At 55.2% G+C, this 15153-nt stretch carries 13 protein-coding genes; all 13 read left to right on the top strand.

Annotation, left to right across the window (positions count from 1 at the left end; translation table 11 throughout):
- Window positions 1-5 precede the first annotated feature (5 nt).
- The 13 genes from flgG to QSV34_RS06520 all read left to right on the top strand — a co-directional run bounded on the left by flgG (window position 6) and on the right by QSV34_RS06520 (window position 15133).
- On the top strand, window positions 6-788 hold the full coding sequence (gene flgG / locus QSV34_RS06580; protein ID WP_289153053.1) for a flagellar basal-body rod protein FlgG: 783 nt from the start codon (window positions 6-8) through the stop codon (window positions 786-788).
- Window positions 789-977: 189 nt separating this feature from the next.
- Window positions 978-1658, top strand: coding sequence for a flagellar basal body L-ring protein FlgH (flgH, locus tag QSV34_RS06575; protein ID WP_289153051.1), 681 nt, complete (start codon window positions 978-980; stop codon window positions 1656-1658).
- 25 nt (window positions 1659-1683) lie between these two features.
- On the top strand, window positions 1684-2814 hold the full coding sequence (locus tag QSV34_RS06570) for a flagellar basal body P-ring protein FlgI (RefSeq protein WP_289153049.1): 1131 nt from the start codon (window positions 1684-1686) through the stop codon (window positions 2812-2814).
- On the top strand, window positions 2814-3794 hold the full coding sequence (flgJ, locus tag QSV34_RS06565) for a flagellar assembly peptidoglycan hydrolase FlgJ (RefSeq protein WP_289153047.1): 981 nt from the start codon (window positions 2814-2816) through the stop codon (window positions 3792-3794). The genes QSV34_RS06570 and flgJ overlap by 1 nt, the downstream gene beginning before the upstream one ends.
- Before the next feature lie 5 nt (window positions 3795-3799).
- Window positions 3800-5728: a flagellar hook-associated protein FlgK gene (flgK, locus tag QSV34_RS06560; RefSeq protein WP_289153046.1), complete on the top strand. Its 1929-nt coding sequence runs from the start codon at window positions 3800-3802 to the stop codon at window positions 5726-5728.
- Between the two features lie 104 nt (window positions 5729-5832).
- Window positions 5833-7035 (top strand): flagellar hook-associated protein FlgL, encoded by a 1203-nt coding sequence (gene flgL, locus QSV34_RS06555; RefSeq protein WP_289153044.1) that lies wholly within the window; start codon window positions 5833-5835, stop codon window positions 7033-7035.
- 425 nt (window positions 7036-7460) lie between these two features.
- On the top strand, window positions 7461-8618 hold the full coding sequence (locus tag QSV34_RS06550; RefSeq protein WP_289153043.1) for a flagellin: 1158 nt from the start codon (window positions 7461-7463) through the stop codon (window positions 8616-8618).
- A 78-nt stretch (window positions 8619-8696) separates the two neighbouring features.
- The gene (locus QSV34_RS06545; RefSeq protein ID WP_289153041.1) at window positions 8697-9074 is read left to right on the top strand and encodes a flagellar protein FlaG; all 378 of its coding nucleotides are present in this window, start codon (window positions 8697-8699) and stop codon (window positions 9072-9074) included.
- Between the two features lie 138 nt (window positions 9075-9212).
- Window positions 9213-11258 (top strand): flagellar filament capping protein FliD, encoded by a 2046-nt coding sequence (gene fliD, locus QSV34_RS06540; protein WP_289153039.1) that lies wholly within the window; start codon window positions 9213-9215, stop codon window positions 11256-11258.
- Between the two features lie 16 nt (window positions 11259-11274).
- Entirely contained in the window at window positions 11275-11691 is a 417-nt protein-coding gene (fliS, locus tag QSV34_RS06535; RefSeq protein ID WP_289153037.1) for a flagellar export chaperone FliS, read from the top strand.
- Window positions 11688-12023: a flagellar protein FliT gene (locus QSV34_RS06530; RefSeq protein WP_289153035.1), complete on the top strand. Its 336-nt coding sequence runs from the start codon at window positions 11688-11690 to the stop codon at window positions 12021-12023. Before fliS ends, QSV34_RS06530 begins: the two co-directional genes overlap by 4 nt.
- Window positions 12024-12336: 313 nt before the next feature.
- Window positions 12337-13773 carry a sigma-54 dependent transcriptional regulator gene (locus QSV34_RS06525; protein ID WP_289153034.1) on the top strand — a complete coding sequence of 479 codons (1437 nt, stop codon included), beginning with the start codon at window positions 12337-12339 and terminating at the stop codon, window positions 13771-13773.
- Between the two features lie 118 nt (window positions 13774-13891).
- Window positions 13892-15133: a sensor histidine kinase gene (locus QSV34_RS06520; protein WP_289153032.1), complete on the top strand. Its 1242-nt coding sequence runs from the start codon at window positions 13892-13894 to the stop codon at window positions 15131-15133.
- The last annotated feature ends 20 nt before the right edge of the window (window positions 15134-15153 follow it).

The following is a 15153-nucleotide window of genomic DNA, read 5'->3' as shown; positions in this document are numbered from 1 at the left end:
GCACCATGAACCAGGCATTGTGGATTTCCAAAACCGGACTGGACGCCCAGCAAACCAAGATGGCGACCATTTCCAATAACCTCGCCAACGCCAGCACCGTAGGTTACAAGCGCGGTCGCGCGGTGTTTGAGGATATGCTCTACCAGAATTTGCGTCAGGTCGGTGCCCAGAGCTCTCAGGATACGGTACTGCCCAGCGGCATGATGGTGGGCACCGGGGTGCGGGTGGTGGCCACCGAAAAAACCTTTACCCAGGGCAATCTCACCAATACCCAAAAGCCTCTGGACCTGGCTATTGAAGGCCGCGGCTTTCTGCAGATCACCATGCCCGATGGCACCCTGGCCTACACCCGTGACGGCTCCCTGCAACTGGATGCTCAGGGGCAGATAGTAACTGCCAACGGTTTTGCCTTGCAGCCCACTATTATCGTTCCACAAAACGCCCGCTCGGTGACCGTGGGTGCCGATGGCATTGTTTCTGTGGTCACGGAGGATGGTGCCTCGACCCAGGTGGGTACCCTGACTATCGCCGACTTCGTCAACCCGGCTGGCCTGGAGCCACGCGGCCAAAACCTCTATGTGGAATCCACCGCCAGCGGTAACGCCCAGGTGGGTAACCCCGGCTCTAATGGCCTGGGCACCCTGGCCCAGGGCTTTCTGGAAAGCTCCAATGTCAATGTGGTGGAGGAGTTGGTGGGCATGATCGAAACCCAGCGCACCTACGAGATGAATTCCAAAGCCATATCGACCACGGATCAGATGCTGCAGAACCTGACGCAGCAGCTATAAGCGAGGGCTGAAATGATGAAGTGTTTGTTACAGGGTCGCACGTCGCACGTCGCACGTCGCACGCTAAGTGCCGAACGTACCTCGGTGTTTATTAAGAAGGTTTTTAGCGTTAAGAGCTTTGTAGCTAAGAAACCCTGCCTATTTGTGTACAACGTGCTTGGTTTTAGCGTGCGACGTGCGACGTGCGACGTGCGACCAAGTCTTTACCGGCAATTACTTGCCGCTCTTGCCGTCGTTGGCTTGTCAGCCTGCAGCTCCGCCCCCCAACAATACGGCAATCACTACATCGACAACGAAGTGCCCTACGAATACCTGGCGCCAGCGCCCCAAGACGGTTCTATTTACCAGTCCGGCTATGAGCTGGCGTTTTTTGAGGACGTTAAAGCGCACCGGGTAGGGGATACCATCACGGTGCTGTTGAGTGAGCAGACGTCAGCAGAGAAAAGCAGCGCCACCAGCCTGGATCGCACCAACAGTACAACCCTTACCAACCCATCCGTGTTGGGGCGAAGCCTTACCGGCAGCACCAATCTGGGGGTGGATCTGGACTCACAACACGACTTCAGCGGTCAGGGCAGCAGTAATCAAAGCAACAGTCTTAGTGGTAGCGTTACGGTGACGGTGGCACGGGTCTTGCCTAATGGAAACCTGGTGATCCGCGGTGAAAAGTGGATCGAGATTAACCAGGGGGAAGAGTTCGTGCGCATCGAGGGAATGGTCAGACCTGTGGATATCACCAGTGACAATATGGTGCTGTCCACCAAAGTGGCCAATGCGCGCATCAGCTACAGCGGCAAGGGCCAGATGGCCGACACCAACCGCATGGGCTGGCTGGCGAAATTCTTCCTGGGACCGCTTTGGCCATTCTAATGGCCGCTTAAAAAGGTGACAGGCAATGGCAATCAACAAATGGATTACGGTAGCGTTTGTGGCAGTGATAGTTGCTTTTGGCGTATCCCTGCCCGCCAGCGCCGACCGGGTAAAAGACATTGCCAGCGTCGCCGGAGTGCGCAGTAACCAACTGATTGGCTATGGCCTGGTGGTTGGCCTGGACGGCACCGGCGACCAGACCACGCAAACCCAGTTCACCGTACAAAGCCTGAAAAACCTGTTGGCCCAGTTGGGTGTTGTGATCCCGCCCAATATCAATCCCCAGTTGAAAAATGTTGCCGCCGTAATGGTGCACGCGGATCTGCCACCCTTTGCCAAGAGTGGCCAAAATATTGACGTTACCGTGTCTTCCGTAGGCAACGCCCAAAGCCTGCGCGGCGGCAGCTTGTTGATGACCCCTCTCAAGGGCGCCGACGGTCAGGTGTATGCAGTGGCCCAAGGCAGCCTGGTGGTGGGGGGCTTTGGTGCAGAGGGCGCCGATGGTTCACGGGTTACCGTTAATATCCCCAGCTCCGGTCGTATTCCCAACGGTGCCACTGTAGAGCGCAGTGTGCCTACGCCTTTTGCCAATGGCAGTGAATTGGTGCTCAACCTTCACCAGCACGACTTCACCACCGCTCAGCGCCTTTCCAATGTGATCAACCACCGCTTTGGCCCCGGTACAGCGGCGCCTATGGACGGATCTTCCATCAAAGTGAATACGCCGGTGGATATGGCCCAGAAAGTGGCCTTTTTTGCCGAGGTGGAAAATCTGGAATTTACCCCAGGGCAAGCTGCCGCTCGCATTGTGGTAAATGCCCGCACCGGCACCATTGTGATGGGCAGCGGTGTGCAGATTCTTCCCGCTGCGGTGGCCCACGGCAATCTCAGTGTCACCATTTCCGAGAATATTGATGTTGTTCAGCCGGAGCCGTTTGGCAATGGCGATACGGCGATTGTTCCTGATTCCGATATCACCATTACCCAGGAAAATGCCCGGGTGTTTGCCCTTGGCGAAGACGGTGAAGGTATCGCCAGTGTCGACGAAATCGTGCGCGCATTGAATCAGGTAGGTGCCGCCCCCGGCGACCTGATGGCGATTCTGGAAGCACTAAAACAAGCCGGTGCCTTGCGCGGCGAGCTGGTGGTTATCTGATGGAATTGCAGGCGGCGCAAATGATCAGCCCGTTGCGGGGCGCTTCGGGCACCGCAGTGACGGACTTTTCCTCCCTGGCGAATCTGAAGGGCAAGGCGGCACAAGATAATCCCGATGCTCTTAAAGAAGTGGCTCAGCACTTTGAGGCGTTGTTTGTGCAGATGATGACCAAGGCTATGCGCGACGCCACCGAAGACGGCGGCCTGTTTGGCAGCGACGAAATGAAATTCCACCAAAGTATGTTTGACCAGCAGATATCCCTGCACTTGTCTCAAAGCGGCGGTGTCGGGTTGGCGCAGATTATTGAACGCCAGCTGGCTGGCCCGCAGGCGTCAGAAGGTAAAGAGTTGCAGCCATTGGCCCAAACCTGGAGTAAGTCCTGGCAAAAAAAACGTGCTGCGTTGGGTGCTGCTGCCAATGAGCCTGCCCAGCGACCTGCAGTGGAACACTTTGAACCGCAAACCCCACAGCAATTTGTTCAGGCACTTTGGCCCCACGCCCAACGGGCCGGAGACAAACTGGGTGTGGAAGCCGAGGTGCTAGTGGCACAGGCCGCGCTGGAAAGTGGTTGGGGCAAATACACCATCCGCGATACCGATGGCCGCAACAGCCTTAACCTGTTTGGCATTAAAGCGGACAACCAATGGCAGGGAGAACGGGCCACCAAAGTTACTCTGGAATACCGCGACGGTATTGCCAGTAAAGAACGCGCCAGTTTCCGCGCCTATCAGTCTTTGGAACAGCTGTTCGATGACTACGTGGAATTCCTGCAAAAGCCCCGTTATCAGCAGGCCCGCGCAGCCACCAACGGTGAGGAATTTGTGCAGGCCCTGCAAGACAACGGCTATGCCACCGACCCCAAATACGCGCAAAAAATTTCCGCACTGATGCAGCGTGACAGCTTTCGCAGCCAAATTGGTGAACTGAAAGGCGTTGAATTGAAAACCGCTCAAATCAAATCCGCTGCGGTCGGGAGATAATTGTTATGGCAGATATTTTTGGAATTGGCATCTCCGCACTGAACTCCTTGCAGCGTGCCATTACCACCACCGGCCACAATATCGCCAACGCCAATACACCGGGTTACAGTCGCCAGCAGGTGAACTTTGGCACGCGCCTGCCCCAGCAGGAAGGCAACAGTTTTATCGGCAGTGGTACCTATGTACAGAGTGTGCGCCGGGCCTACGACGAATTTCTCGGTGGCGAATTATTGTCGCGGCAATCGTCGTTCAACTCCCTGAGCGCCTATCACGATCTGGCCACCCGGCTGGACAATTTGGTAGCGGATCAGGACAGTGGCCTCAACGTATCGGTGCAGGCATTTTTTCAGGCCATGCAGGATGTGGCCAACGACCCTACCTCGTTGTCTGCCCGTGGCGTGTTATTGGGGCGTGCCCAGGCACTGGAAAATCGCGTGGGCTATCTCAATCAGAGTCTGGATTCCCTTGAAAACGCCAGCAACCAGCAGCTGCGTTCCACAGTTGCCGAGATCAACGGGCTGGCAGATTCCATTGCCAAGGTAAACCTGGAGGTGTCAGCGGCCCTGATCAGCAACCCCAACAATCCGCCCAACGATTTGTTGGATGAACGCGATCAGCTGCTCTCCCGGTTGTCGGAAAAAATTGGCATTACCAGCATCGAACAGAGTGATGGCTCTCTCAATGTATTAATCGGTAGTGGCCAGCCTCTGGTGGTAGGTGGTCAGGTGCAGCGTCTGGATGTGCAGTTTGACCCCCTCAACCCCAATCGTCTGGATGTCACCTTTGCCGGCCTTGCCGGTAATAACGATGTGATCAGCAATCAGATTCGCGGTGGAGAGATTCAAGGGGTTCTTGATTTTCGTCGTCAGGTATTGGATCCGGTGCGCGCCGAAATTGGCCTGCTGGTTCAGGGGATAACGGATCTGGTTAACCAGCAACACCGTTCCGGACTTGATCTCAATGGCCAAGTGGGGGGCGACTTTTTCGCGCCCATTGCCCCCCAGACGATAGCTTCCAGCAATAACCTGGGCACTGCGGCGGTAACCGTGGCTATCGACGATGTGGGTGCGCTGCTGCCTACGGATTACAACCTCAGCTATGACGGCGCCCAGTGGCAGCTGCGCAACCTGGCGGACAACAGCGTGCAAACGTTTGCCAGCCTGCCGCAAACCGTCAATGGCGTCACCATATCCAGCACCGGTGCTCCCACCGCCGGGGATGAGTTTTTGTTGCGCCCGGTGGGTGCCTCGGCAGCACGTTTTTCTGTACAGATCACTCGCCCGGAGCAGTTCGCTGCCGCTGGGCTGATACGCGGTCAGGCAACCGTCAGCAATAGCGGTGATGCCAGCATCAGCCGTGTCACCGTGGGCGATGCCAGCAGCTTGCCTTTGGCTGGCCCGATTACCTTGACCTTTGATCCCGATGCCCTGGGTGCAGGTGTACCCGGTTTTACCGTTAGCGGTGGCCCCGGAGGCACGTTGGCATACGATCCGGCCACTGAGGGTGGTGGCAAAACCTTTACCTTTAGTGGTTTTGGTGATGCCAGCTTTACGGTTTCCGGTACTCCTCAGGATGGTGACACCCTGACTATCCAGAACAACAGCGGCGCGGTGGGGGATAACAGCAACGCGCTTTCTATCGCCGGGCTGCAAAATGCCCGCCTGCTCAACGGCGGTACCAACAGTTTTTCTGAACTTTACGGGCGCACGGTCGCTACTGTTGGTGTGCGCACCAGCCAGGCGCAATCCAGTTTGGCCACTGAACAGGCATTGTTGGATAACACCGAAGCGGAAGTGCAAGGAGTGTCCGGGGTGAACCTGGATGAAGAAGCGGCCAATTTGTTGCGTTACCAACAGGCCTACCAGGCGGCGGCGCAAATGATCTCCGCTGCCAGCCAGTTGTTCGATACGTTATTGAGTGCAACCCGACGATAAATAGTACTGTCATCCTGAGCACAGCGAAGGATCTCGACGTTTGATGGCTCACAGAGATCCTTCGCTGCGCTCAGGATGACAGGTAAAAATCAAAAGAGGTGTCCATGAGACTCTCCACATCACAGATTTTCCAGCAGGGCATTAACGCCATCCTGGATCAGCAGGCCAAACTCAGCAAAACCCAGCTGCAGATTTCTACTGGCCAGCGTATCAATACCCCTTCCGATGACCCCAGCGGTGCAGTGCAGATTCTGGATTTTGCCGATCAGATTGCCACTGTTGAGCAATACAAACGCAATGGCAATGCAGCAAAAACCCAGCTCCAACTGGAAGAAAATGTACTCACCAATATGGGCAGTCAGCTACAGCGGGTACGTGTGCTATTGGTGCAGGGCAATAACGATGTGCTCTCGGATGCCGACAGGCAAAGCATTGCCACAGAGCTGAAAGGCATTCGTCAGCAGCTGCTGGCGCTGGGCAACAGTCGCGATGCCAATGGCGACTACCTGTTTGCTGGTTATCAGGTAAATACCCAGCCGTTTACCTTTAACGGTGGCAGCGTGCAGTACAACGGTGATCAGGGACAGCGTCTGGTGCAACTTGGGCCTGCTTCCCAGGTAGCCATTAATGATTCAGGGGCCGAATTGCTGTTGCGCATTCCCGAGGGCAACGGCCAGTTTACGGTTGCTCCCAATGTCGCCAATACCGGTACCGCAGTGGTGGGGCAATTGACCAGTACCAGCAGTTTTGTGCGCGATACTTACACGCTGACCTTCACCCAGGCGACGCCTACTGATCCGATCACCTATCAGGTGGTGGATTCCAGCGCCGGGGTGGTGGCTTCCGGCACTTACCAGCAGGGAGACAGCATCAGCTTTAATGGTGCTCAGATCGATTTTACCGGTACCCCGGCTAATGGTGATGTATTTACCGCAACACCTGCCAGCAACAACGATCTGTTCTCTATTGTCGATTCAGCTATTGCGGCGTTGGAGTCACCCGGCCAAAACAGCGCCGAACAAGCCCAGTTTCACAGCACCATCAATCGAGCCCTGGAAAGTATCGACAACAGTGTTGAGAATATTCTGAGGGTACGCACAAGTATTGGTGTGCGCCTCAATACCGTTGATAGCCAGCAAAACCTCAATGACGACAGCCTGTTGCAGTTGCAAAAACTGCAATCCGAGGTCAAAGACCTGGATGTCGCCCAGGCGATCAGCGAACTCAACTTCCAGCAAGTGGCCCTGCAGGCGGCCCAGCAGGCCTATGTAAGGGTGCAGGGGTTGTCGTTGTTTCAGCTTTTATAGCTATGTGTTCTTTTTGTCATTCTGAGCGTAGCGAAGAATCTCGAGCTTCGTTCAAGCAGGCTTGAAGTCGGAAGTCAGATGTCTGAAGCGGCAGCCTGCGGCTGCAATGCGTCAGATCATTATCTTGCCAACTCCTTCCTCTCCAGTTGGGCGTAGCCCAACCGCATCCGACTTCAGACATCCAGCGTCTAGCCTGTTACAAATTTCCTCGATCTTCCAATTTGGTGCTTCCCTCGAACAAATACGCCTAGTCCACTGAATGTGACCCAGTTGACAAAATTTCATACTTTTTCCCTAAAGGTTCCCTTTCAAGGGTCGTTAAAGGGGGTGTTGAAAGTGATGGCATATGCTTTCACACCCAAATTAACAACCAATACCAAACCGCAAACCCACGGGTAACGCGGCAGGAATAAAGGGGATTTGACATGGCTCAAACAATTAATACCAACATTGCTTCGCTGACGGCACAGCGCAATCTGAATAATTCGCAGAGCGCTCTGAATACCTCCCTGCAGCGTCTGTCTTCTGGTTTGCGGATTAACTCCGCCCGTGACGACGCCGCCGGTTTGGCCATTTCCGAGCGTTTTACCACCCAGATTCGCGGTCTTAACCAAGCGGCTCGTAACGCCAACGACGGCATCTCTCTGGCACAGACTGCTGAGGGCGCACTGTCTGAGGTAACCAACAACCTGCAGCGGATTCGTGAGCTGGCGGTACAGTCATCCAACGCCACCAACTCCGCCAGTGACCGTACTGCTCTGCAGCAAGAGGTAACTCAGCTGTTGAACGAAATTGACCGGGTTGCCAACCAGACTCAGTTTAACGGTGTAAACCTGCTGGACGGCAGCTTCACCGGCGCAGTCTTCCAGGTGGGTGCAAACGCGGGCGAGACCATTACGGTTGCCAGTACTGTAGACGCCAATACCGCTGCACTGGGCTCAGTGAGCCAGGCATCTGGTGCTGCCCTTTCTGTTGCTGCTTCCGGCCTGACCGGTTTCGGTACAGCTATCGCCGCTGGTGGTGTCACTATTAACGGTACTGACATCGGCGCGATTTCAGCAGCCAGTAGTGCTCAGGAGCGTGCAGGCCAGCTGGTAAACGCCATCAACAATGTATCGCAAACCACCGGTGTGGGTGCTTCTTATGATGCAGCTACAGGCCAGCTGACTCTGAACAGTGAAGCCACCATCGCTGTTGCGGGTACTACTAACAGTGCCACCGTTGCAGGTTTTGCCAACGCCGCGGCTCTGGGTACAGTGACTACCACTACCGGTATCGACACGCTGACCGTATCCAACTTCGCCGGTGCGCAAACCGCCATCAGCCTGGTGGACAGTGCACTGACTTCCATTAACGGAGCGCGAGCCAATCTGGGTGCGATCCAGAACCGTTTCGACTCTGTGGTACGAAGCGTACAAACCACCGCTGAAAACCTGACTGCTTCCCGTTCGCGGATTCAGGATGCGGACTTTGCGGCGGAAACTGCTGCACTGACCCGTGGCCAGATTCTGCAACAGGCCGGTACTGCGGCATTGGCTCAGGCCAACTCGCTGCCGCAGAACGTGCTGGCACTGCTGCAGTAATAGCAGAACAGTAAAACCCTGGAAAGGAATCGTCCTTTTCAGGGTTTTACCAAAAGGCGACTTTAGAGGACTTAGGTTATGTCCAGCCCAGATATTAAAAGCTTATCGCCGCTGCTGCCGCCTAATGGTGGCAGTCAGAGTGTTGAGCGGCAAGGTGGGGTGGAAAGCGGCAATGCTTTGCCGCAGTCGGATTCACAACAGGAAGCTCAAACAGTATCCCGTGAGTCAGTTGAACAGGCGGTTGTGCAAATTTCTGACTTTGTACAAAACGTTGCCAGGGATTTGCAGTTCCAGGTGGACGATGCCAGTGGCTATACCCTGATCACCGTGACAGACAGTGATACAGACGAAGTTATCCGTCAAATCCCCTCCGAAGAAGTGGTCGCTCTTGCCCGATATATCGCCGAAAGCGGCGGTTATCCGGTGAAGGGTGCATTGCTAAATAGCGAGAGCTGACGCCGGTCAGCTCTCGCTTGTACCAACTGTTTTCACATACGTTAATAAGTTGGCATTTAAATTGCTGTTTAGCGGGTATTGTCATTTTAAGGTAATACCGATGGTGAGACGGTGGGTAGCCAGTAAAGGGAGTGTTCTATGATTACCTCTGCGGGTGTTGGCTCTGGCTTGGATCTTGAGTCACTGATTACCCAATTGGTCAACGCAGAACGCGCACCGGTAGAAACCCGTTTGGTGCGCCGCGAGTCGGCATTGACCGCGGAGCTTTCCGCCTTCGGCACCTTTCAAGGGGTTCTATCAGGCTTTCAGAGCAGCCTGTCTTCCCTGAATCAGCTCAGTACCTTTGGCCAACGCACGGCCAGCTCCAGTGATGAAGATGTATTGACTGTGACGGCCAGCCCGGATGCAACACCCGCCAGTTACGACATCAGTGTTACCCAATTGGCCAAGGCGCACTCGCTGGCCAGCGGCAGTTATACCTCTCTGACGGATACCGTTGGTGAGGGCGTGCTGACCATTCGTTTTGGTACCACCGATTACACGCCCCCGACTCCTGGCCCGGAAAGCTACAACAGTTTCACGGTAAACCCGGATCGTGGTGTAGCCACCATCACAATCGACAGCAGCAATAACACTCTGGAGGGTGTTCGCGACGCCATCAACGATGCAGACCTTGGCGTCAGGGCGGTCGTTGTCAACGACGGCTCTGGATTTCGTTTGCTGCTCAGTTCAGAACAAACCGGCGCAGAGAACAGTTTGGAAATCACTGTGGACGACAGTGGCGATGGCAACGACCTGGATGCCACGGGCCTTTCTGCTCTGGCATTCAGCAGCGCCGCTACCAATCTCGAACAAACGGTCGCTGCCCAAGACGCTATCTTTAGCGTTAATGGGCTGGCCATTAATACCGCCGAGAATCGTGCCGACGATGTGATTCAAGGTGTGGATATCAACCTCGCCGATCTCACGGGCACTGCCCCGGTTACTGTCACCATTGCCGAAGATCGTGAAGGTGTGAAAGAGCTGATCAGTGACTTTGTCGACAGCTTTAATAATTTTGCAAATACTGCCAATGCCCTGACTGATTACAACGCGGATACCGGCACCGCCGGTGCCCTGCAGGGTGACTTTTCCGCCCGTTCTATTGTTGGCCAGGTGCGTCAAACCCTGACCAACGCCGTAGCCGGTTTTAATGGCCCATTTACCAGCCTCAGTGAAATTGGCATTACCACTCAGAGCGATGGCACCTTTGCTCTGGACAGTTCTCGCCTGGATACTGTGCTAGCTGACAATTTTGATGATCTGGTGGGCTTGTTTGCGGCGGTGGGTTTCCCCACCGATGACAATATCGATTTTGTCGCGTCTTCCGAAGAAACCCAGGTTGGTAGCTACGCGGTGGAAATCACCCAGCTTGCCACCCAAGGGCAGTTAATTGGCGCCACGGCCAGTTTTCCTCTGGATATCGATGCAGACAATGACAACTTTACGATTTCGGTCAACGGCGTTACCAGTGGCAGCATCTCCCTGACTCAGGGCAACTACGCCACTGGCGCGGCTCTTGCTGCAGAACTTCAGGCACGCATTAACGGAGATGCCAACCTCAGTGGGGCCGGTGTTACGGTGAATGTGGCCTATAACGTCGACCATTTTGAAATCACTTCCAGTGAATACGGTTCCGGCTCCAGTGTTGCCATTTCCGCTGTCGATACCAATACGGTTGCCGAGTTGGGCCTGTCAGTTATCACCGGCACTGGCGGAGTGGATGTGGCGGGCACCATCAATGGCGTTGCCGCACTGGGCAACGGCCAGATACTCACCGGGGCCACGGGCAGTAGCGTTGAGGGGTTGCAACTCACCATTAACGGCGGCGCCCTGGGGCCTCGCGGTACGGTGGATTATTCACAGGGCATCGCCTATCAACTGAATTCCCTGATCGCCAGTTTTCTGGAAGAAGACGGCATTCTTGACGCGCGTACTGACGGTATCCAAACCCGCCTGGATGATATTGAAGATCAGCGGGAAGACCTCGATCGCCGCATCGAATTACTCGAAGTGCGTTACCGCGCCCAGTTTACGGCCCTGGATGGCTTGCTGGCCCAGTTGCAGAGCACCAGCACCTTTTTGGAACAACAACTTGCCAGCATTCCAGAAGCCGGAACCCTGGTAAGAGGCAATAACAACTAATGAGTAGAGGTCAATCATGAGCCCAGCTGCACTAAAAGCCTATAACAGCGTCGGCGTCCAAAGCGATATCGCAGATGCTACCCCTCACCAGTTGATCAGCAAACTGTTCTCTGGCGCCCTGGATCGCATTGCTTCCGCCAAGGGCGCGATCAATCGTGACCAGCAGGCCCAGAAGGGCGAGCTGCTGGGCAAGGCCATCGCCATTGTCGACGGTCTGCGCGCCAGTCTGGATCACGAAAACGGCGGTGAGATTGCTACCAACCTGGCGTCCCTGTACGACTATATGGAACAACGCTTGCTGGAAGCTAACCTCAACAACGACATCGAGCGCCTGGATGAAGTAGCCGGTTTGTTGAAAGAAATCAAAGCCGGTTGGGACGAGATGCCAGCCGAGCACCGCGTTGGACAGCACTCTATGGAAAATAGTTTGTGAAAAATAGTGCGATAACAACAACCGATAGTCAGCGCCAGGCTCGAATACAGTCTGTGCTGTCTCTCTCCAGAGAAATGCTGGCCGCCGCTGAAAACGGCGATTGGCAACAGTTTGCCGAGCTGGAAAAAAGCCGCCGCCGCGATATGTTGGCCTGCTTTGAACAACCGGTAGCTGCTGTTGAAGCCAATGCGGTGCGTCAGGGTATAGAGCAACTGATGGCGGTAAACGATCAACTGACTCAGTGCCTGCAAAATGCCCGCGAACAAAGCGCTCGCCAGTTCCAGGCATTGCGCCAGGGCCAGCGCGCTGTGGGGGCTTACGCCACCGGATAACCTGAAAAACACGATACGGCTTCCCGTCATAAATGGCGGGAAGCCGTTTTTTATGGGCTCCTGACATTAAATTGTCATCAAGAAAAGCTGGCCAGAATTTCCAATCTGGGTCAGAATAACCGTCAGAAAACTGGCGATTCTATAGAGCAAACGGCCTCAATTGGTACTATAGTTTGACCGAAACGGCCTATTTGCTCTGTACTAGTTATAACAAAGGTGTCCCTGTGTTTATCAGCGGATGCCACACATTAGAGATCAGTAGTGAGCATTGGCGGTCCTTGACCATGGAGTAATGCAGGAAAGGGGAAAGTTGATGTCGGTTGCAGTTAATACCGCACAAGTTCTGTTGATTGAGCAGGATGCTGAAAGGGCCAGCAGCCTCAAGACCATCTTGGAATTTCTCGAGTACCCGGTTATCTGGTGCAATGACTGCAGCCAGTGGCAGGAAACTATTGCCAATGGTTCGCCTTTGCTGACGGCAATGGTCAACGAATCCTCCTGCCGTGCCAGTGCCAAATTGGTGTCTGAACTTCACAAAACCTACCCGCGCTTACCGGTATATCTGTTGAAAGAAGGGCAGCCAGATGAATCTGCTGATGCCCTCGACAGCAATATGGTGGGTGCACTGCGCTACCCGCTCAAGTATCAGGACGTTGCCGGAGCCCTGCACCAGGCCACCATTGCTGCGGCGTTGCCAAGGCGTTCCCAGCAAGATGCCGCGATGCCGCTGTTCCGCTCATTGGTGGGCAATAGTCAGGGCATTCAACAGGTCAAGGATCTGGTGCGCCAGGTGGCGGTCACCGATGCCAATGTGCTGATTCTTGGCGAGTCCGGTACCGGTAAAGAAGTGGTGGCGCGCAATGTGCACTTTCATTCCCAGCGCCGCAACGGCCCCTTTGTGCCGGTAAACTGCGGCGCCATTCCCGGTGAGCTGCTGGAGTCGGAACTGTTTGGCCATGAAAAAGGTGCCTTTACTGGCGCCATCAGTGCTCGACAAGGACGTTTTGAAATGGCCGCCGGCGGCACACTGTTTCTGGATGAAATTGGTGATATGCCGCTTTCCATGCAGGTGAAATTGCTGCGTGTTTTGCAAGAACGCACCTTCGAGCGGGTAGGGGGCAACGCCACCATTGACGCAGACGTGCGCATCGTCGCCGCTACCCACCAACACCTTGAACAGTTGGTGGCGGAGGGTAAGTTTCGCACCGACCTGTTCTATCGCCTCAATGTGTTTCCCATTGAGATTCCACCGCTCAGTGAGCGCCCGGAAGATGTGCCTCTGTTGGTTCACGAGTTTGTCGCCCGTATGGCGGCGGAGCGTCGCGGCACTCTGAAAATCAACACCTGCGCCCTGGCCGCGCTGGCCAGTTACGACTGGCCCGGCAATGTGCGGGAGTTAGCCAATGTGGTAGAACGCCTGGCGATTCTTCACCCTGGGCGCACCGTCAAGCGCCGCGACCTGCCAGAAAAGTACCGCCTTAATGAGGATTGGGTGGCAGAGCAGCAACCGGAAATGGAGCAGGATCAGGCCTGGGATGGGCCGCAGTCAGCACCTCGGTTGCCTCAGGAAGGCATTGACCTGAAAAACTACCTGGGCGATATGGAAGTGGAGTTGATTAACCAGGCGCTGGAGCAATCCGATTGGGTGGTGGCCAGGGCGGCCAAGCTGCTCAATTTGCAGCGGACTACCCTGGTGGAAAAAATTCGCAAATACGATATTCATCGTAATGAACTGGCGACAGGTTTTTGACGTCAGCATTTCTGTTTTTTATAACCATCTGATTCTAAAGAAAATTCTACCTAGGCACGGTTATTGCTAACTGTGAGTAGCGTTCGCAAATCTTGTGAGCGCCACCCACAGGAGCGATATGAGCCAGACGCAACTGAACCAGGTAAACGCCGAACCGGCCGCGCTTTCCGCACAACAGCTTGAAGAAGCGTTTGCGGCTTTTAATCGTGTCTCGGTGGAACTGGATACCAGCTATCGCGAGCTGCAGGTTCGCGTTGCCCAGCTTACCGAAGAGCTGGCGGAAGCCCGTTCTGCGCGCCTGCAAGAGCTGGCGGAAAAAGAACGCCTGGCCAATCGCTTGGCGCTATTAATGGGTGCTCTGCCCGGCGGTGTGGTGGTGCTGGACCCCAATCACCACGTTCGCGAAGTTAACCCGGAAGCGGCGCAGATGCTCGGCCATCCCCTGGCGGGGCGGCCCTGGCAGGAAATTCTCACCCGCAATACCGCAGAGCTGGATATGGCGCAGCAGGAACTGCTGACCCATAACGGTCGCCGCCTCAGTATGACTCGCCGCTCACTCCCTGACGGTGGCGAGGTGGTGATTCTGCTCACCGACATTACCGAATTGTACGCCCTCAAAGAACAGGTTAATCGAGAGCAGCGACTCTCCGCCATGGGTGAAATGGCGGCTCGCCTGGCCCACCAGATTCGCACTCCCCTAAGCTCCACCTTGTTGTACGTTTCCCACTTGGCCAGACCGCAATTGGCAGAAACCGAACGCCAGCGGGTGGCGGAAAAAATGCGCGATCGCCTGCGCCATATGGAGCAGTTGGTTACCAGCATGCTCACCTTCGTCAAAGGTGGCGCCTGCGAGGCACAGCCTTTTGGTGTCGATGAACTGCTGGCCAACTTGCAGGAGCTCACTCGGCAGCCACTGGCTGCGGTAAATGGCGAGCTTAAGCTGGCAGGCGATATTCCCGACGCCACACTCAATGGCAACGGTAATGCCCTGTCCAGTGCCTTGCTGAATCTGGTGGATAACGCCATAGACATTGTCGGCGATGGAGTGGAAGTCACTGTGGCAACCACTACCGATAATGACCAGCTGATCATACGTCTTGCGGATAACGGCCCCGGCATTGCCGACGATATTCGCGAACAAATATTTGATCCCTTCTTTACCACACGCATACAGGGAACGGGCCTGGGGCTGGCGGTGGTGGCTGCCACCGTACGCGGCCATGGAGGGAGTATTGAGGTGAGCAACAAAGATGGTGGTGGCGCCGAATTTTTAATTCGCCTGCCCCTTCACTGTGGGGAAACTGACTCACCAGAAAACCAACAGGGTATTAGCGCTGCCTCGGCTATTTGGCAGCGCTAACAACATACAAAGAATAATGA

The organism is Porticoccus sp. W117 (assembly GCF_030341905.1).
Classification (GTDB): domain Bacteria; phylum Pseudomonadota; class Gammaproteobacteria; order Pseudomonadales; family Porticoccaceae; genus SCSIO-12696.
The sequence above is the reverse complement of the archived record's forward strand: the minus strand, read 5'-3'. Positions and strand labels throughout refer to the sequence as shown.